We start from the raw sequence: 18,770 nt of genomic DNA on the forward strand, positions 1-18,770 counted from the left end.
GGGATCACGGTAACGGCGCCGCTCCGAGGCTGCCCCTGGAACGGCCCGGCGCCGACCCCGGGCCGACCCCGGGCCGACCCCGGGCCCGCCCTGGAACCGTCTTAGGATCGACCGCCATGACGTCGACCTCCGACCTCCTCACCATCGGTGAACTGGCCGCCCGCAGCGGCCTGGCCACCTCGGCCCTGCGCTACTACGAGGAACTCGGCCTGATCCACTCCCAGCGCACCACCGGCCGCCAGCGCCGCTTCGCCCGCTCCACCCTTCGGCGCGTCGCCTTCATCCGGGCCGCCCAGCAGGTCGGCCTCTCCCTCGACGAAACCCGCGCCGCCCTCGACCGCCTCCCCGCCGACCGCGCCCCCAACGCCACCCAGTGGAACGCCGTCGCGCGCACCTGGTCCCACCGCATCGACCAGCAGATCGCCGACCTGGAACGGCTGAAGCGCAGACTCACCGGCTGCATCGGCTGTGGCTGTCTGTCCCTGCGCAAATGCTCCCTCTACAACCCCTCCGACACCGCCTCCACCCACGGCCCAGGTGCCCGCTACCTCCTCGGCGACGAATTGCCACCATCCGACCACCCAGCGTGACCCTTGCTGGGTACGCCCACCCCGCCACCCCCGCCGAGCCGCCGCCCACCTGGCGGAGATCCATCGCCTGTCCCCGGGTGGCAGCGACCACCCCCTGAAGTGCGGTATTGTTCTCGTGCGCGGTCGGCGAGGGCGAGATCCCATGCCGAACAAGCACCGGGACGTGGCGCAGTTTGGTAGCGCACTTGACTGGGGGTCAAGGGGTCGCAGGTTCAAATCCTGTCGTCCCGACCAGCGTTTTTGCAGGTCGGAGGCCGTTTCCGCGGGTAGCGGAAGCGGCCTTTGTCGTTCCCGGACTGGGAGCGATGGGGAGCCCTCTGGGAGCCCTCGTGCTCCCAACTCGCAGATGGGTCAATCCCGTCCGGTTTGTCCGTCGCCCGATCCGGTCGACCTGTCGCGCGGTACCGCGCCACCGGGCGCCGTCGTCAACCGTAGGTCGCCGAGGTCACCCCGCCGGTATGGATGCTCTCGCCATCGAGAGGCATAAGAACCCCTTGACGGTTTCCGACCTCCTTTCGGAGTGGGAGCCCGGCTTCCTGCTCCCCATGCGGCAGGGGAGGCCCGACCACGCTGGCGACGCTGGGCAGCCCGTCTTGGCAGGCCCGTGATCACTCGGGCTCTCCGGTCGCCTGATGCTTGCCGCGCCAAGGTGGGGCAAAGCCCCTTTGCGCTGGGCGGCGGACGGGGCACTCCCAGGGCGTGAGCGCGGTAGTCGGCTCTGTAGCGCCGTAGTGAGACATCCGGGAGAGGCTTCAGGGGAGGCAAAATAGTGTGCCAAGCAATTCCGATGAGAGGTCGATGGGGTGGCGTCAGGACGCATCACTTGCACGGTGGGGCGTTCGTGCGTTCTTGCTGACTGAGGGGTGGGCGCAGTTGGGGAAGTAGGTATGGCATGTGGTGGAGTTCCGGCGGTGTGTCGGTGGGTGTGTCGCACGAGCCCGCGCTCGCTACGGCTGAGCCCCTGCGCTGACCGCAAAAAGCTTCGGGCATCCGGTGCTCTCGATGTGGCAGACCGGCATCGTCTACTACGGGCTGAACCTAGTGGACTACATGCACCGAAAGGTCGACGAGGCACGGGGCGGCGTCGACGAGAGCTGGGACCCAAGGGCAACGGTTCCGTTCTGGCGACCTCGCCTGATCCTCTACGTCTGCGCGGAGCGTCGACCGAGCCATACTCCAAGCTCTTCCCTCAACTTCGTAAGCTGCGCTGGGACTTCGTTTCGCTCTTCTTGCGGACCTGACATACTATCAAGTCGTGATCGGCAGTGCGTGGGGGTGCAACATTGACGCAGGAGCAGTTCGGCTGGCTCTCGGAAGCCATATCGACCTTCGGTGCGTCGTGCAAGGACATGGTGAACGGACCGGGCGACCCCGAGGCGTCCATCCGCCCGCCGATGCAGAAGCTCCTAGAGACTGTGGGCAGTCACGATGCCTTGGACGGCGTTCTGTGGCACTCGGAAACGCCCCTGCGTGATGTAGGTGTGCGCCCCGACTATGCGGTCGAGGTACACGGCGACATCGTCGGTTACATCGAGGTCAAGCGCCCCGGTCATCCTGTTGATCCGGAGAAGTTCACGGGGCGTAACAAGAAGCAGTGGGAGCGACTGCGCGACCTGCCGAACGTGCTCTACACCAACGGCACGGAGTGGCGGCTTTTCCGCACCGGGGAGCAGATCGGCACTCCGGTCGTCTTCGAGGGCGACTTGGCCAGTGCAGGACGGTCGTTAACCGCCCGTGAGCCTGCAGCGTTCAACAGCCTCCTGCGGACCTTCCTGCACTGGGTTCCCGAGCCAATCCGCCAAGCCTCCGCTCTGGTTCGGCGCACTGCGCCGCTGTGCCGCCTCCTGCGCGCGGCGGTCCTGGAGCAACTGGAGTTCGAGGGGCGGTATGCGGCGGAGGGCGCGCGTCCTGAGGAGTTGCGGTTCACGGGGCTGAAGAACGACTGGCGCAAGCTGCTCTTTCCGACGGCCGATGATGCCACCTTCGCCGACGGTTATGCCCAGGCAGTGACTTTCGCTCTGCTGCTGGCACGCACCGAGGACATCTCCTTGAAGGGGGTGGGGCTGCATGAGGTCGGTCGGCGGCTGGATGCCGGACATGCCTTGATGGGCAAAGCCCTTCAGCTCCTCACCGACAACATCACGGTGAGCTTCGAGGTCAGCCTCGATCTGCTGATTCAGGTGATTGACGCGGTTGACTGGGCGGCGATTCGTAAGGGCCGGCGGGATGCATATCTGCACCTGTACGAGTCGTTCCTGGAGGTGTACGACGAGAAGCTGCGGCAGAAGAGCGGCTCGTACTACACCCCGCGCGAAGTGGTTGAGGAGATGGTGCGCCTCACCGAGGACGTGCTGCGTACCCGCTTGGGCCTCTCGGACGGATATGCGGACGAGAGCGTGCGCATCGTCGATCCAGCGATGGGGACGGGCACCTACCTTCACACGGTCATTGAGCATGTCGCCGCGTGGGCGGCGGAGAACATCGGCCCTGGTGCAACGCCGGATGCGATAGGTGATCTGGCGAAGCGTCTGATTGGGTTCGAGCTGCAGATGGGGCCCTTTGCTGTCGCCGAGCTGCGGACGTCGGATCTACTTAAGCGGCATCAAGCGGTCGCACCGCCGGATGGGATGAAGCTGTTCGTCACCGATACGTTGGACGACCCTTATCTGGCCGAGGAAACCCTCGCCTCGACGTATGGGGTGATCTCGGAGTCCCGTAAACGGGCGAACCGGGTGAAGGCCAGCACGCCAGTCACCGTGGCGATCGGCAACCCTCCCTACGACGACAAGGCCAAGGGCCGCGGCGGCTGGGTCGAGAAGGGCACACCCGCGCAGGGCGTGGCTCCCATCGAGGCTTTCAAGTGGCCTGGCAACGGGCGCTATGAGCACGTGCTGAAGAACCTCTACGTCTACTTCTGGCGCTGGGCGACGTGGAAGGTCTTCGACGCCCATCCACAGGATCAGCAGGGAGTCGTCTGCTTCATTACGCCCTCTGGCTTCACCACTGGGCCCGGCGGGCGTGGCATGCGGGACTACCTGCGGCGCACCTGTGACGAGGGCTGGATCATCGACCTGTCTCCAGAAGGGCACCGCCCGGATGTGGCCAGCCGGATTTTCCCGGGTGTCGCCCAGCCGCTGGCCATCTGCGTTTTTGTCCGCAGTAAAGACACCGACCCTGAGCGACCCGCCCGTATCCATTACCGCGCCGTACACGGCAAGCGAGGCGTCAAGTACCGCCAGCTCAAGGAGATCCGACTGGACGACGACGGCTGGCAGGACACGCACTCGGATGCCATCCGCCCCTTCCGTCCCACCACTGAGACGGGGTGGGAGGATTACCCTGCTCTCCACGATCTCTTCTGCTGGGGGAGCCTGGGCATCACTGCCAATCGGTCCTGGGTCAACGGCCCCAGCAGGCAGGTGCTTGAGAAGCGATGGGCGCGTCTGATCCACGAAAACGATCCGGCCAAGAAGGCGGAGCTGCTCAAGGAGACAAGGGACCGTTCGCTGCACGCCAGCAGGGATCCGTTGCCCGGGCAGCCTAAGCACACCCAGGAGCTCGCGGACGAAACAGACCTGGCACCTGACCTGGTGCGTATCGCCATGCGAAGCTTCGACCGGCAGTGGCTGATCTCTGATAGCCGTGTCATCGACTTCGCCCGGCCTGCATTGTGGGAAGCCATGCAGCCAGATCAGCTCTTCCTGAACCAGCAGTCCTCGCACGAGATCGAAACCGGGCCGGCGATCGTCGCTACCTCCCTGCTCCCTGACACCCACCATTTCAACGGCCGTGGTGGCAAGGTCATGCCGATCCTCCATCCGGACGGTACCCCCAACGTGCATCCACGCCTCCTCGCGTACCTCGCCGCCGAACTTGGCCTTGACCACGTCACGGTGCACGATCTGGCTGCATACGCGGCGGCTGTTGCCGGGCACGCCGGGTTCACCAAGCGGTTCACCGAGGAGCTCCTCACCCCGGGCGTGCGGCTGCCGCTCACCCGCGATTCCGCCCTGTGGTACGAAGCGGTGCAACTGGGCAAACGCCTCTTGTGGGCCTCGACGTACGGGGAGCGCTATGTCGATCCAGAAGATGGCCGACCGGCCGGAGACGTCCTCTTTCCGCTAGGCGATGCGCGTCGGCTCCGTTACGACCAGCACATAGGGGCGGAAGTCCCCGCCGAAATCCGGTACGCCGAGTTGACCGGCACCCTGCACTTGGGCGGCGGGCACGTCAGCCCTGTCCCCGCCGAGGTATGGAACTACGACGTCGGCGGCATGCAGATCGTCAAGAAATGGTTCGGCTACCGAAAAGCCAACCCCAACAGCCGCAAGACCAGCCCCTTGGACGACCTGCATGTCGAGTCCTGGCCAGCTGACTGGTCGCGGGAGCTCAGAGAACTGCTCTCCGTGCTGCGCCGACTTGTTGACCTCGCGCCCACCCAGCAGGGCCTGCTGGACCGCGTCCTCGCCGCTCCCACTATTACTACAATCGACCTTGAGAAGGTCGGCATCCTGCCGGTCGCCGACAAGGCCCGCAAACCTCACCGCCGAGTCGTACTCCCCACTGAGGCCGGCGAGGAGGCGTAGAGCCTGGTCAGTGGGCACAGCGCTCCACGTATGCCACCGCCTCCGTCACGCTCCATGCCCCGTCGGCGAGTTGGCGGAGCGCGTGTAGTTCTGCACCGAGAGAGGGTGTGCGTCGCTGGAGGGCGTCGGCGAAGACGCTCACCTCGGCCAGGCGCGCCGAGAGCACGGCGCACTCGGCTTCGAAGTGCACTGCCCGTCCGCGCGGCGTGATGGCCAGGCGCTCACCCCGGGTCTCCACCAGTCCCATCCAGCTGAGAGTTCGCACGTCGTCCGCGATGCTCGCTTCTTCGAGGTCTCGGACAGCCACCGCCATGGGATCCGTATCGGGGTGTGGAACCTCGGCGAGCATGAGGTGTTGCAGAAGTTGAAGCTGCGAAGGGGAGAGAGCTGAGTGCACGGTTGCATGTCTAGCAGCACAGGGGGTCAGTCCCGTGCATCAGGGCCGAGTTCGACCCAACTTCCACCTGAATCAGATCAGTATCCCCGGGTTGCTCGGGGCTCTGTGCGCACGGCCCGTCTGTGAAGGCGCCGCCCACCAACGGCTACCCGCCTGCGCTCGTGCCCCCCTTCTTTTGCTGTGAAGAGGGCGCGCCTTGGACCGCAGGCGCTCTGCGCGATCGGATGGAGCGGGCGGGCCGCTCTTGACCAGGCAGGGAAGTTCCGTCCCCGCTGCTGCAGCCAAGATCGGAAGTCGCCTCTGGTGCCTGCGCCGAGAGGTCGGCTTCGCCGACTGGCTGCAACACCCTGGGTGTTGCAGCCGTCTGTGACCGGACAGCCCGGACACCTCCCGCGCGGGGGCCGGCATTACAGTGATTGCGTCGAACAAGACCTCCGCTACTTCTGGGCTGGGAGGGAACTCAATCCGGGGGCACGGCGTCGGCGGTGTGGCGGGGGCGTGCCGCACGACGGACAGCATGGACACTTCCAGATCCGTGCTCTTCCCGAGGGTTGCACAGGCAGGAATGATGGGTCTGACCGATCCGGCTAGAGCCATGGAGTAGAATGCATGACCGAGCGGACTATCCACCTTGTCGCTGATGCAAGCAGTCGGGATACCCGGAAGTTCCGAGTCCGGGCATTACGCTGGTTCGCCACCGTTCAGCTCGACCGAGATAACTACGTCGATGCCGAATCCTCACGGGGCAGCGAACCAACTTTACCTGCGGACTACATCGAGGCAGTCAACAGGGCGCGCTATGCGGCGATAGACCGCATTCGATATGACGGTTACCAAGGCTCCTTTTACTTCGGGAACGGTCCTCGCTGGATCGATTTGTGCGCTAGGTTCCGAGACGTCGAGGCTACGGTCGAAGCATTGCGCGCTGCTGAGCTCGAACACAATTACAGCGGATTACACGTACTCGCCGACCGCCTCGCATTACCCGTCGATGAATGGCTCGGTCCTGGTGAGCGAGAGCTGATCCGCGGAGTCGACTTCGATTCACCCCCCGGGGTGTTCTTGAAGTTCCTGCGAGCCAAGGCAACGAAGTGCGGTCTGCGCCTCAACGGTCGGGCGACGGCTGGCAGTGTGTGGGTTCGCCCCACACTGTCAGCGGCTCAGAAACAGATTCGTGAGATGTTCCCCGAGCAATATCCGGGGTGGGTGGACCGCTGGACTGGTTACGTCGAGTCGGATGATGCACCCTTCCGGCCTTGGGTGGGAGGTAGTGGCGAGGATCTTAGCCGCGGCGCGATACCAGTCCAATTCCAGCAGTTGGAGACCGCGAGTAGCCATGAGTGCCCCTGCGGCATGCGACTTCGGGATACGGGGGATGATGACAACGTCCACCGCGTGCATCATGTGGCTTGGGCGCTAGGCGTGCGGGTGTCGAAGGGGCTTGACTGGTGGGGTGACCTGGCAATTGTCACAACGCAGTCACCCATTTCGTGGCGGAAGTTGGCCCACCAAGTGGCGCGTATGCCGCAGAGGGAGTATAACTACGACTTCCCGTCGTGGTCCCACTTAGGTGAGCCTGAAGCGACTACGGACAACTATCGCGCATATCTGTTAAAAGTGGACGAGTGCATCATCGGCTACGTGGCCGCCCACGACACCAACGAGCACCGCCGTTGGGATCTCATCGACGGTTCCACGTGCAGGGATGCGGACGCCACCCTGCGCCCCCGAATTATCTTGATTTGGGTAGCAGATAGCTATCGACACCGTGGCATTGGTGCCACGCTCGTACAGGCACTCGCCACTGACTTTGGATGCAAGGTCGCGGATGTGTCCTGGTCGACTCCCGTAAGCGCCGCGGGCCAGCGCCTTGCTCGCCGACTCTCACCCGATGGCATCTGGGTCAGCTGAACAGTCCTGCAACACTCCGGAGTGATTGCGCAGATCAACCCAGGAAGAGGCGCTGAGCTGTGGCGGAGCCGAAACGAGGCAGACCAGTAACGCAAAGTGCGTCGTGCCCGACTTATGGAGTTCTGCTGACGAGATCGCCGCAGAGCTCGGCCGCGTCCACTAGTACAGATTGTCGACTCAGGTAAATCGCCCAAGAGCAGGGAGGGTTGAACGCCCCGTGCTACGGTCCGAACACTCAGGGACTGCCCCGCACTGCGAGGGATTCTCATGACGCACACGCCCCCCGCCTGGCCCGTCTCCGTCAAAGGCGTCGCCCTGGACGTGCGCGGTCGGGTGCTGCTGCTGAAGAACGAACGTGACGAGTGGGAGCTGCCCGGCGGCCGACTGGAGGCAGCAGATATCAGCCCCGAGTGCACGGTGGAGCGCGAACTGCAGGAAGAGTCCGGTTGGAGGGTCAAGGCGGGGCCGCTGCTGGACGTCTGGATCTACCAGCCGCTTCCGCAGACCCGCCCGGAACGACGCGTCCTGATCGTCACCTATGGCTGCACGGTCCTCACGCCGGAAGTGGACCCGGTGCTCAGCCATGAGCACCAGCAGATCGGACTGTTCACGGAGGCCGAGGTCCCGGAACTCACCATGCCCGAGGGGTATAAGGAGTCCATCGCCACTTGGTACGGGCGGATGTAACAGGCCGTGGCCGCCCCCGAATGTTTGCCGGCGTCCCGTCCCTCGGCTCAGCACGTGGTGTGGCACTGGGTCACCCCGCAGGCCAGCACTATCTTGGGCAGCGGCGATTTCGGTGCGATCCTGCGCTTCCATCGAACCGTCCACGGCCTGACCCAAACCGAACTGGGAGACCTTCTCGGCTACGACAAGACCTGCATCTCGGTCCTTGAACTCCGGAAGAAGACCTTGGGTGATGTGGGTTCCCTCCCCCGTGTCTCCGAGCAGTTGCGGCTGCTACCGCACATCCTGGGTGTCACCGATCCGGCTGACACCGACCACCGGGCGATGGTTCAGTTCGGACAGTCCACGGTCCGCCTCGCCGAAATCGCCCGCCAGAGCGGTCACGCCTCCGCAGCCGTCGTCGAACGGTGGCCGCTGGTCGCCCGTCTCGAAGCGCGGCTCGAAGACGGGCACACCGAACGGGAGGTCCTGCATCTGCTCGCCCACGCCCGGGTCGGCCTCGGCGTCGCCCTCGGAGAAACGTTCTGCCTGAGGAGTGACCGGCATGCTGTGGGTAGTGGGTGTAGCGCTCGGCGGAGATGGAGGAGATCATCTGGCCGGTCGTCGTGCTTGATGGGCACCGCGTCCTCGGCGTACGCGGCCTTGAAGTCGACGCCGGGGAGGAACGGGTGGCTATCGGTGTCCCGGAATGCGGCGATGACTTCGGGGGTGCGTAGGTGCGTAGGCGCGTTGGCTGCTTCCCCTTCGCCGAAGGCGACTTGGTCGCCCAGCCATGCGGCAGTGGCCTGCTCGCCAGAAGGCGCTCCGAGGCGGTTGAAAGCGAAGGCCGACCGTGATCATTTTTGCCCAGTTGGACAATCCGCTCTGGATGTGGGCGCGGCTATGTACAGGTAGCGAGCGCTTTTCCGGATCGTGCGGTCGCTCGTCCGCAGCGCCATGGCGAGTTGGTTACGCAGCTCGTCAGGGAGCTTTCCAGCTCCGAGTGCGCACACGTCCACGATGTCGCGGCAACTCTTCTGCTGTGCCTCAGTGGCGAGAGCGGTGAACAAGGGGTGGGTCAGGTTCTCGCGGGCGGCATATCCATCGTTCAGTGTTGTCGCACGGCGGTGCAGTTCGTCGACGACGCGGTGCGCGACGGGCTCCTCGTCGCTGCCGATGATATCCAAGATCGTCAGTCCGAGGCGTGCGTCGAAGACGGCCATGCCGAGTTCGGGCTCCAGCTCGGCGTAGATGTCTGCCAGGCCGTGCGGGTGGCGGTCGGCCGGCTGCCTGGCGGCGCGACGCCATAGCGCGATGAGGCACGCTGTCACGGCTTGCTCCCATGGTTGGCCGGGAGCGGTGTCTTCAAGGAGAGCTGCGGCGCGGGCGAGGTCGCCTGCGACAAGGGCGGCGAGGACCGCGACTTGTCGTCCATCGAGCATCCGGTTGCCCACGCCGCGGTGTTCCTTGATGTGGGCAAGCGCCTCGTCCCAGCGTCCCTTGGTGGTGAGGGTTCGCGTGCCATCGGCGAGGAGGACCGCCCACAGCCAAGCTCGGACCTGGTTGCGGTCTTCCGGTGTCGCGGTGAGGTGCGCGGGGAGGGCGACGGTATCGAATTGTGCGGCCGTGCCCGTGCTGACGGCTTCGTACAGGGTGAGGAGGCGTTGTCGGCCGTCGTCGGTCTTCCCTGCGCGGATCTGCAAGCGGGCCAGGTTGACGACGGGTTCCAGTCCTCGGATGGCGCTCTTTCCGGGCAGGGGGCAGGCGTGCAGGTAGGCGTTGGCGTGCTGGTAACACAGATCCCGAGCGAGTTCGGGAATGTTGAGGTCGGATGCGATGAGAGCCGACTGGTTGTAGACGGTCGAGGCGATTCCTGGGTCGGACTGGCGCGCTGCGGTGTCGGCAAGGTCGACCAGGGCGTGCACGCGTTCGGGCAGCGGTCGGCAGGCGGGACGGGGGCGGGCGACGAGCGGGAAGCGCTGGGCGATAGGTCCGTTTGGGTCCATGGGTCCCCGGTGGTAGGAGGAGCGGGGATGACGCGGTTCAGTGGGGTGCCGAGGGCGGGCCGCTGGCGGTGGCGGTCGTGTCGGTGTTCACCGCGCCGACGCCGTCTTCTGCGGTGGGGTCGGGGCCGAATATGACGGTCGTGGCGGTGGCTGCGAGGGCGGCCTGAGTGGCGTAGGGCAGGCCGATCCGGTTCCAGGCGAAGATCACGTGGTGGGCCAGGATGTTGCGCAGTCCGCGGTGCAGTGCTCCTGAGGCGGCGAGGTGGGCCAGCTCCTGCCCGGCGGCGGCGTAGGCGCAGGCCCATCCCGCGGCATGGGCCAGGGGCCCGCCCTCGCTCATCTGGTCTTCCGCGTCCACGGTGATCAGCCGGTGCACGGCGGCTTGCAGTCGGTCGGAGCTCCTCTGGTCGGAGGTGGTGGGCAGTGCTCGGTGGGCGGCAACCCGCGCCCAGACATCGCCCTGCTCGTACCAGTCCAGGCCGGCAGAACGCATCAGGATGCTGCCCAGCATGAGGGACATCTCCCGACGGTGTCCGTTTTTGGCTCCGCCCCCGCCCTGGAGGTAGGTCAGGAGGCCACGGCTGTCGCGGTGGAAGAGGCGGTGGGCCGCTGCCATACCTTCGACTCCGCCGAAGGCGTGCACTTCGGGTTCATAGATGGCCGGTGTCCAGTCGGCGATGTGCCCTGCGGCTGTCAGAGCGTCCAGCTCCCGGCCGATGCGGTCGTGTTCGGTGTCGGGGCCGGGCAGGTAGCGCACCCGCCAGCACGGGATTTTACGGATGAGGAACCACGTGTTGATCGCGCCTTCGTCCTCGGCAGTGCACAGGAGGGGGGTGAGGCGGGTCAGAGCGGTGTGCTCGGCTCGGCTCCAGTCGGGGAAGGCGATGTTGACCTGGTGCCACGCGGGCGAGTTGTCCATCAGACGTCTCCAGGATGATCAAGCCAGAGCGAGAAAGGTGTCCCAGTGCGATGCGGGTGCGATTCCGGTACCTATGGTGTGCAGGGCGAGGGCCGCTCCAGCGGCTCCATCGAGCAGTTCGGGATCGTGGTCGGGCCGGCCGAGCGCGACGATCAGACGGTCGGCCAAGTGCGGCAGCTCTGCAGTGATCGCGGGGTTCCTCGTCTGGTCGGCCATCCGCCACGCGGCGTGGAGCAGTCCGGCCGTTCCGTGGCACAGCCCGATCTCGGGGAGCAGCTCCAGTTGGATCGGGTCGCGCAGGGCCGCAAGAATGGCGTTCTCGGCGGCCTGTACGCGTGTTGGCTCGCCCAATGCCAGGCCAGCCAACTGGTGTGCGCGGGCGGTGCCGCTGACGCCGTAGCACCAGGAGGGCCGGGGCCGCAGAGCCGGATCGATATGTCCGCCGGTCGCCTGTTCGATTGAGATGAGACCCGGCCACCAGGGTCCAGTGTCGTCCTGCTGGCGCCACTGGTCGGTCCACGCGCAGATCCGCCTGATCGCCTCCGGTGCCCCGGGGACGGGGAGGCCGCGCAGCAGAGCTAGCGAGAGCAGGGCGAGGACGGAGCCGATGCCGTGGGCCAGCCCGAAGTTCCCGTGTCCTCCGGGGAAGGCCGGGTTCGACTCGCCGCTGGGGGACACGTCGGTCCACCACGGGGGGAGGTCGCCTTCCTCGGGAAGGGGATCGGTCAGGCGCACCAGGTAGGCCAGCACATCGGCGGTGATCTCGTGGTGCGGTTGGCGTACGAGATGGTAGGCGCCCAGCCCAGCGAGCCCGCGGATCAGGTCGAACTCTTGCATGGCGGGGCGTTCGCCTCGGCCAATGCGGGCGTGAGCGTGGGCCAGGCGCCGACGGGTGACTGCGATGGTGGCTTCGTTCAGTTTCTCCAGCGCGTTCCGGTACCGGCCGGTGGAGCCTGCGGCGGCATGCAGGACGAAGGCCAGGGCCGGAGCCCCGAGGTAGAGGCTGGCGTTGGAGGCGGCGGTCAGGTCCTCGGAGGCTGCCCGGGATATCCAGGTGTGCGCGGTGATCCAGTCGCCGTGGCCGGTGTGGGCTCGTTCGATGTGGAGCAGGGCGATGCCCGCTGCGCCGCCGGCCAGCGATTGCGGCCACGCTCGCCCACTGGATGCTGCGGCCCAGGCGGTGTGCGGGTCGGTCAGCGCCGCGACGATGGTGTCGGCGGCGGCCAGCGCCTGCGGTATCGGTCTCATGAGCCGCTTCTCCCTCGTGCTGTCCAGCTCAACGCTGCGGCGCGGGCCAGGTGCAGGCACTGGCGTTCTGCGTCCAGGTCGAGTCCGGATATGCGGGTGTGGTGCAGATGCAGCAGTTCGGGCAGCAGAGTGGTCGCGCGGGCCGTGCTCGCCGTGTCGAGCACGGCCTTGTAGGCGGCCAGCGCTTCGCGCCGCTGGGCCCAGCGGGCGACGATCCGCTCGCCGCCAGGCTGCCGGGCCAGATGCCCGTGGCCGTGGGGGTTCCCCAGGGTGACCGCCTGGTCGTACAGGGCCCGGGCGGGAGCTGTGCTGGTGGTCCGGGCGTGGTCGATCAGCCAGGTCATCGCTTCGGCGGGGTTCCCAATAAGGCTGGTCGTGAGGTCGAGCAGGCTGGCGGCGGTCAGGGCCCGTGTATCGGGACTGCCTTTCGTCACGCTGCAAGCGATCTGTGCGACGGCAGCCTCCGAGTCCGCCGCGAAGTACGCCTCGACGGCGTCGATCGCCAGGGTGCCTCCGAAGCGGGCGGTCTCGGGGAAATCGGTGTCCCACTGCACCCGGGAGATCAGCCCGGCCTGGCGCAGTCTCCGGGCCCAGGCACCGATCGCTGCGGGGGTACTCGTGGCGCGGTCGGTCGGCACGACCAGGCGCAGCCGCAAATGGTCGTCGGGGTCGCGGTAGGGCAGGAACCACCACCGCGCTCTACTGTCCAGTTCGGTGAGCAGGCCCGGAAGATGGCGGGTGAGAATGCTGCCGAAGCGGTCGGGGCGGCCGTAGAGCTTGATGAGGAAACGCCCATCGCAACCGGGGAGGTGACCATGCTCGCGCCCGACGCTCTGCCCGCCGTCCAGCCACTGCGGTGCTCGTTGCGGCTCGCCGCCCACGGCGAGAGGGATGACGAGCTCGTGGGCGCGCCCGCCGATCCATCCCGCATCAGCGGCCGTTTCCGCACGGAGTACGGCGGCGCCGTCGCGCTGCACCTGCGCGCGCAGCAGCGCCCGGTGCGCAGGCTCGGTCAGGTCCAGGCGGATGCGCTGGTCACCGTCCCCGGCATAGACCGTGCTCGGAGCAGCCACCTGGTCCCGCCATGCGGCCAGGGAACGGTCCCACTGGGCCCCGTCTGCCTCGCGGGCGGCCAGTTCAGCGGCCGTGAGCAGCCAGCGCGCCGGGGACAGGATCGTTCGTCGGTAACGCAGCGCGGGGAGGAAAGGCAGGTTCGTCGCGGCTCCCCAGTCAAAGGTCGTGCACGGGACGCTCATCGCGTTGGTGACCTCGGTGAGGAACCGGACCAGCGGATGCGTGCGGTGAACCGGCTCCACTGCATTGAGGGTCACGAACTCAAGCGGCCGGTGCCGGGTCCGCGAGATCAGGTAGAGGCGTTGCGCGTCCGCGGTGACGACGATGTCTTCCAGGAGCACCCTCCCGTTGTCGTCGTGGTCGTGGCACTCGCCAACGGCAAGGACGGCGGGCATCGCCCGGGGAGCTCGCGCGACGTTCTCGGTGTCCACATGCAGCGGGGGTGCGGAGATCTGTACGGTCAGGGCACCCTCGGTCGCGGCGGACGCGGCCGCATACGCCTTCGCCATCCGCTCGCGGTCACCGGGGCCGAGGAGGCCCAGGAACCTGCCGGTCACCGTTCCGGCGGTGCGCGATACTCCGGTGATCGCGAGCGTGAACTCCCCGGCTCCCAGCGCCCGGGTGCTGGAGGCGTGGACGCGCACGGTCAGTTCTGTGGTCGGCTGGACACGCATGTCGGAGCCTGCTGTGGTGAGGTCGGCGATCATGGCGTCGTCCAGAACGATCTCGTGCTGGCGTCGCAGCGCCGCGTTCTGCGCAAGCGCCAGCAGTTTCATATCCCGCTCGGCCAACGGGCCGCTCTCCGGGGCGGGTGGCCCGCCGAGGAAGCCGGCCGGATAGCCCAGGCCGGTATCGCCGTCCACGGCGTCCAGGATCGGTACTAGAGCGCGCGGGCCGTAGCGTTCCAGGAAGCGGCTGTGCCAGCTCGCCCAGGCGCGGCTGAGGAAGGGGTGGTGGGCCAGCCGTACCAGTGCCGTCGCCGCCCGCGCGGCCTCGGTGGCGACCGCATACGGGATCGTCACCTCTCCCTCGAGCCGCAGATCGACACCGAGCGCGGGCCCGGAACAGGAGCTGAGGCTCTGCATCGCGTTGGTGAGCTGGGCGCGCTGCTCTCGCGCTCGGGTGGCGGTGGTGTTGTGCCGGGCCAGAGCGTCGGCTATCTGGCGTAGCTGTGCAGTGGTGTTGGCGACCGTGGCAATGTTCTCGGCCTCCGCTGCGTCGAGTGCATTCAGGAGACGACCCAGCGCATCTGTTGTTGTGATCGGGCAGCGCAGGTTCGTGAGCAGGAGGCGCTGGGCAGTTAGGTCCGCCAGCAGCTTGTCGATGACCTCCGCAGGCACGTGGGGGAAGTCGGCGCTGAGCTTGGACGCGAGGTCCTGCGCCCGGATAGGGCGGCGTGCCGCGTCCATGGCCGACATGACGGGTGTGGTGGCGCGGACCCGGACGTGGGCCGGGGGACCGCCGGAGCTGCCGCCCCCGCGGTGTTCGAGAATCAGGTGGCCGTCCTTCTCGACCGCCAGCGCGTGGGCCTGGACCGTCAGGCGCGGCAGGAGCGCGGGGTCGGTTTCCAGCCGTTCGATCACCGCGGTCAGCCACGCAGCGTCTGGCTTGGCGACGGCCCGGTGTCCGGTGCCGATGTGCACCGTCGGCACGTCAGCGATCCGGGCAGGCGCCACCCCGGCGAACAGGCCGAACGGTGTGGCCCGGCTTGAAGCGCGCAGCAGGTAACGCATGACGGCCAGGACCGCCTTCCGCACGGCGGGCTCGGGCATCTTCCTTCCGTCGCAGATCTCCCAGACGCTGCGGGCCAGCACGGGACTTGCCTGCTCTAAGGCGGCTGCGAAGCCGGGCATCTGCAACAGCCGCTCCAGCCACAACCGCCAGGACGCCACACCTCCGGTCGGATCGGGCCATGACCGGACCTGGTGCCCCGGCGGCCAGGCCACGGCCCGCAGCATCGCTGCATCGACGTACTCGTACACCCGCACCCCCATCGGAGTGCGGTGTCCGGCCAAAGCCAGCCGGACACCGCGGTTCAGGACTCCGGACGGCCTGGCTACGGGCAGGTCGTCGAGCAGGCGGACTGGCAGGTCTGGCCGCAGCCGTCGTCGGTCATCCGGATGAGCCTGTCGGCCGAAGGACCGGACTCGACGATGGAGACATCCAGGTCCCAGCCCTCGAAATCCCCCTCATGGCTCGTTACCGGCGGGGCCGACGGCGCCGCCGCGTCCTCGAACTGGACGGACACAAAAACCTCCCTGATGAGTTGGGTGGTGCGCACTTCCCCGCCTCCCCGCGACGATGTCGCAGGGCGCGGAGCCTACGACCAGGAAATCTCGACGGCTCCGAGCTGTTTCGCCACAATTCCCTGGGACGGCTTGGCCGTGCCGGAGGGCATCGGCCGGTACCGAATGCGGGCCGCGCCGCGCCGCTGATGCTCGGATGCCCAACGGCGTAGCAAATCGATGTAGCGCGCCGCGACTGCCTCCGCATCAGGCCCGTGGGCGAAGACGCCGCTCTCGAAACCGCCTGTCTCCTGATTCGGCCGTTTGGTGCGGTATGCGAAGCTCCCGCCGACGACCAGCGCGGGCACCCCGCGCGTCACCGACAGCGCGAAGACGCCCTGCTCGACGAGGTCTTTGCTGCCGTGCAGCATCGCCATCTCAGGCGTGCTTGTCGCCAGGAAGAGCTCCAGCTCGTCCGGCAGGTCGAAGGCCGCACCGGACCACACCTCCAGTCCAGGCGAGCGCACGGCGGCGGCCAAGCCATTGATGTCGAAGTCTTGCCTCTGGTCATCGACGCGCAGCCCGATGCCGTCGGCAACCCGGATGAGTCGCTCGGTGTAGGCGCCGGCTCCCTGCATTGCCACGAAGCCGCACAGCCGGTAGCTGTCGCTGACCAGGCCCTCATCGGCGCGGTCGAACGCGATCGAGCGGGTGAGCCCCCGCATACGCAGCGGGACGACGATCCTGCCGTGCTCGGAGAGCTGGTCCAGCCACGCCGACGGGATATCCCACGCCCCGGCTGTGACGATGATGCGGTCGAACGGCGCATGCTCGGGTACGCCAGCGTCGGCGTCGGACTGCACCACCTCGACCTGTTCGTATCCCGCCGCGTCCAGGCAAGTGCGGGCGCGCTCGACAATCTCCGCATCGATGTCCACTGAGACCACCGCCCCGGTGTCGCCGACAAGTTCGGCGATGAGCGCAGCGTTGTAGCCGCCTGAGCCGACTTCGAGGACCCGCATGCCAGGTTCGATCTCGGCCTGCTCCAGCATCACCACTTGGATATGGGTGGCCGACAGAGAACTGAGGGCAGTACCGTCCTGATCGCGCTTGATCACCAGGGCTTGGTCGGCGGCGTACGCGGCTTTCAGCGGCTCGTCGACGGCGAACAGATGCCGAGGCACGGTGGCCACAGCGCCAGCGAGGGTCTCGGACGTGATCGCCCCCAGATCATGCAGTTCCCGCACCATGGCCGCCCGCAGCGAGGCCGCTTCGTCATCCACGCCATTTTCTCGGACCGTAGTCATTGCGTCACCCTATCGAGTCGTTTCCGTGCAGCCCCAGCACTCTCCGCAGTGGCTCCATCGTCATTCGTGAGCACGAGGCGTCCGGGAAGAGCACAGACGGATCTCGGCGGCCGCCGCTCGCTGACTGCGGGCGAGGGTGGTCGGGGCGCCTGCTCCCAGCGTCGGCGTGGGCTGGGCAGTGGCGCCGTCCTTTCCGGGGCCCGGGGCCGTGCCGTGTGGACGCACACGGTGGCCGCACCGCGACAGAGAAGCCCACTTGGATAAGGTCGCCGGTGCTCGCCTTCGGTCCGCACCGGGTGAAGGCGGCGAAGGCGTCCTCGAAGGGCTGGGTCGTCGACGGACTTCCACCCAATACGCCAGTCGTTGCACTCGGCCAGTACGTGCGTGGCAGCCCGGTGTTCGACATCCGTGTACCTACCGCGGATGGCAGGCTCGGCTCGACAGCGAAGTGCGGCGGTCGAGCGAGGCAGGGCCTTGGGTCGGTTGGCATGGTGGGCACCCCTTCCTGTGTCAGCGGGTGGCAGCCGGGCGTGAAGCCCGGTTCTCGTACTCGGTGATGACGGAGACTTTCGCTGCCGCCGGTGCGGTGAAGTCGCATCGGAAGGTCACCCATGCGGCCACCAAGCGGCGCGCAGCGGTGATGCCGACGACGCCTTGGCCGAGGGTGAGGACCTGAGCGTTGTTGCACTCCACCGATGCCTGCACTGATAGCAAGTCGTGGGCGGTCACCGCGCGGATGCCGTGGACCTTGTTCGCGGCGATGGCCATGCCCAGTCCGGTGTGGCAGACCAGCAGCGCCCGGTCTGCTAGCCCTTCTGCGACGAGCTGCGCCGCAGCGAGCGCTACCTCGGGATAGGCGGGCGGCGGATCCCCGCTGTCGTTGACATCGATGACGAAATCGACCAAGGGGTGAGCACACAGATCACCGGTGAGCGTACTCGCGTACTGCCGACCGGCCGGGTCGGCTCCTACGGCAATACGAAGAAGAGCGTGCAGCCCAGACATGGAAGGCACGGCGGGTACTCCTGTCTGACGGTTCGGGTGTGAAGGGGACTGGGAGCTACAAGCCGCGCGCGGCTGGAACGGCGAGCCCGGCCACCGCCCCGCTTCCCCACGGGGACGATGGCCGTGACTACTGCCGTGAACCGGATCAAGCGCCGCCAACAGAGGCGTGTCCGCCTACGTCAGCCACTCGAGCACCTGGTCTGCGGTGAGGAGTTGGTACTGCCACGTGCGCTTGACGGTTTGAGCCGCATTCCTGGCCCGCAAGTTCTTCATCAAGCCGCGGGCGTCGCGCCGGATGATGCTGACTGGGCGCTTCAGCACCGACGCCATCTGCGACACCCGCATCCCCTGGGCGAGGAGCGGCACGAGGGCCAGCTGCTCGCGGGGCAGGCTCAGCTCTGAAGGATCCAGAGGCTTGGGCTGCGGGAGGCCTCCGAGGGCGTAGGCGGCAGCGAGAGCCGCCGCGTTCTCGCTCTTGGCACCCAATTTCAGCTTGGCCAGGCTGAGGTAGCTCTGAACGGTGTTCTGCCGGATGCCGAGCCGCAGCCCGACCTCGGCGAGGGAGCTTCCGTCGGCCAGGTACTCGAAGATCTGCTGTTCCCTGGGCGATAGGCGTGCGGCCGGGTTCGTGACGGCCTGGGTCACTGCTGTCCTCCGTGAGTTGCGTGCGTGGTCTAGTGAGCGCGTACGGCTGGCCCGCGCCGCACGCCGGATGTTTGGAGGGGTGCGCTCCTGGGCCATGCGGATGCGGTAGTGCACTCCGGTCGTCCTGGGCCCCGACGGGGGCGTTGCCGGTGCACGAAGGGGCGGCATGCCGAGCAGTCAGCCCCGCCCGG

The 18,770-nt window shown here is 67.1% G+C and carries 15 protein-coding genes and 1 tRNA gene; 6 read left to right on the top strand and 10 right to left on the bottom strand.

The window, feature by feature from the left end:
- Positions 1-116 precede the first annotated feature (116 nt).
- The 3 genes from soxR to HUT19_RS32780 all read left to right on the top strand — a co-directional run bounded on the left by soxR (position 117) and on the right by HUT19_RS32780 (position 5,176).
- Positions 117-590 (top strand): redox-sensitive transcriptional activator SoxR, encoded by a 474-nt coding sequence (soxR, locus tag HUT19_RS32770; RefSeq protein ID WP_176183918.1) that lies wholly within the window; start codon positions 117-119, stop codon positions 588-590.
- Between the two features lie 157 nt (positions 591-747).
- Positions 748-824 (top strand) — tRNA-Pro (locus HUT19_RS32775).
- A 1,049-nt stretch (positions 825-1,873) separates the two neighbouring features.
- Positions 1,874-5,176, top strand: coding sequence for a type ISP restriction/modification enzyme (locus HUT19_RS32780; protein WP_254885899.1), 3,303 nt, complete (start codon positions 1,874-1,876; stop codon positions 5,174-5,176).
- A 7-nt stretch (positions 5,177-5,183) separates the two neighbouring features.
- On the opposite strand, the gene HUT19_RS32785 is transcribed toward HUT19_RS32780, so the two are convergent.
- The gene (locus HUT19_RS32785; RefSeq protein WP_176183919.1) at positions 5,184-5,483 is read right to left on the bottom strand and encodes a hypothetical protein; all 300 of its coding nucleotides are present in this window, start codon (positions 5,481-5,483) and stop codon (positions 5,184-5,186) included.
- Positions 5,484-6,182: 699 nt separating this feature from the next.
- Here HUT19_RS32785 and HUT19_RS32790 point away from each other — a divergent pair.
- Positions 6,183-7,484, top strand: coding sequence for a GNAT family N-acetyltransferase (locus HUT19_RS32790; RefSeq protein WP_176183920.1), 1,302 nt, complete (start codon positions 6,183-6,185; stop codon positions 7,482-7,484).
- 267 nt (positions 7,485-7,751) lie between these two features.
- A complete protein-coding gene (locus tag HUT19_RS32795; protein ID WP_176183921.1) occupies positions 7,752-8,171 on the top strand; it encodes an NUDIX domain-containing protein in 420 nt (139 codons plus the stop codon).
- Between the two features lie 273 nt (positions 8,172-8,444).
- On the opposite strand, the gene HUT19_RS32800 is transcribed toward HUT19_RS32795, so the two are convergent.
- Positions 8,445-8,717 carry a hypothetical protein gene (locus HUT19_RS32800; protein WP_176183922.1) on the bottom strand — a complete coding sequence of 91 codons (273 nt, stop codon included), beginning with the start codon at positions 8,715-8,717 and terminating at the stop codon, positions 8,445-8,447.
- Between the two features lie 32 nt (positions 8,718-8,749).
- On the opposite strand from HUT19_RS32800, the gene HUT19_RS32805 reads away from it, so the two are divergent.
- Positions 8,750-8,887 (top strand): hypothetical protein, encoded by a 138-nt coding sequence (locus tag HUT19_RS32805; protein ID WP_176183923.1) that lies wholly within the window; start codon positions 8,750-8,752, stop codon positions 8,885-8,887.
- 120 nt (positions 8,888-9,007) lie between these two features.
- Here HUT19_RS32805 and HUT19_RS32810 read toward each other — a convergent pair whose 3' ends face one another.
- The 8 genes from HUT19_RS32810 to HUT19_RS32845 all read right to left on the bottom strand — a co-directional run bounded on the left by HUT19_RS32810 (position 9,008) and on the right by HUT19_RS32845 (position 18,579).
- Positions 9,008-10,156 carry a hypothetical protein gene (locus HUT19_RS32810; RefSeq protein ID WP_176183924.1) on the bottom strand — a complete coding sequence of 383 codons (1,149 nt, stop codon included), beginning with the start codon at positions 10,154-10,156 and terminating at the stop codon, positions 9,008-9,010.
- 37 nt (positions 10,157-10,193) lie between these two features.
- Complete coding sequence (locus HUT19_RS32815) at positions 10,194-11,075, bottom strand: thiopeptide-type bacteriocin biosynthesis protein (RefSeq protein ID WP_176183925.1); 882 nt, start codon at positions 11,073-11,075, stop codon at positions 10,194-10,196.
- A gap of 18 nt (positions 11,076-11,093) precedes the next feature.
- A complete protein-coding gene (locus tag HUT19_RS32820; RefSeq protein WP_176183926.1) occupies positions 11,094-12,323 on the bottom strand; it encodes a lanthionine synthetase C family protein in 1,230 nt (409 codons plus the stop codon).
- The gene (locus HUT19_RS32825) at positions 12,320-15,391 is read right to left on the bottom strand and encodes a lantibiotic dehydratase (protein WP_254885900.1); all 3,072 of its coding nucleotides are present in this window, start codon (positions 15,389-15,391) and stop codon (positions 12,320-12,322) included. The genes HUT19_RS32820 and HUT19_RS32825 overlap by 4 nt, the downstream gene beginning before the upstream one ends.
- 62 nt (positions 15,392-15,453) lie before the next feature.
- Complete coding sequence (locus tag HUT19_RS32830) at positions 15,454-15,678, bottom strand: FxLD family lanthipeptide (RefSeq protein ID WP_254885901.1); 225 nt, start codon at positions 15,676-15,678, stop codon at positions 15,454-15,456.
- A 39-nt stretch (positions 15,679-15,717) separates the two neighbouring features.
- The gene (fxlM, locus tag HUT19_RS32835; RefSeq protein WP_254885902.1) at positions 15,718-16,905 is read right to left on the bottom strand and encodes a methyltransferase, FxLD system; all 1,188 of its coding nucleotides are present in this window, start codon (positions 16,903-16,905) and stop codon (positions 15,718-15,720) included.
- Between the two features lie 534 nt (positions 16,906-17,439).
- Positions 17,440-17,934, bottom strand: coding sequence for an RpiB/LacA/LacB family sugar-phosphate isomerase (locus tag HUT19_RS32840; protein WP_176183928.1), 495 nt, complete (start codon positions 17,932-17,934; stop codon positions 17,440-17,442).
- Between the two features lie 174 nt (positions 17,935-18,108).
- On the bottom strand, positions 18,109-18,579 hold the full coding sequence (locus HUT19_RS32845; RefSeq protein ID WP_254885903.1) for a helix-turn-helix transcriptional regulator: 471 nt from the start codon (positions 18,577-18,579) through the stop codon (positions 18,109-18,111).
- Positions 18,580-18,770: the final 191 nt, after the last annotated feature.

The organism is Streptomyces sp. NA02950, from assembly GCF_013364155.1.
Taxonomy (GTDB): Bacteria; Actinomycetota; Actinomycetes; order Streptomycetales; family Streptomycetaceae; genus Streptomyces.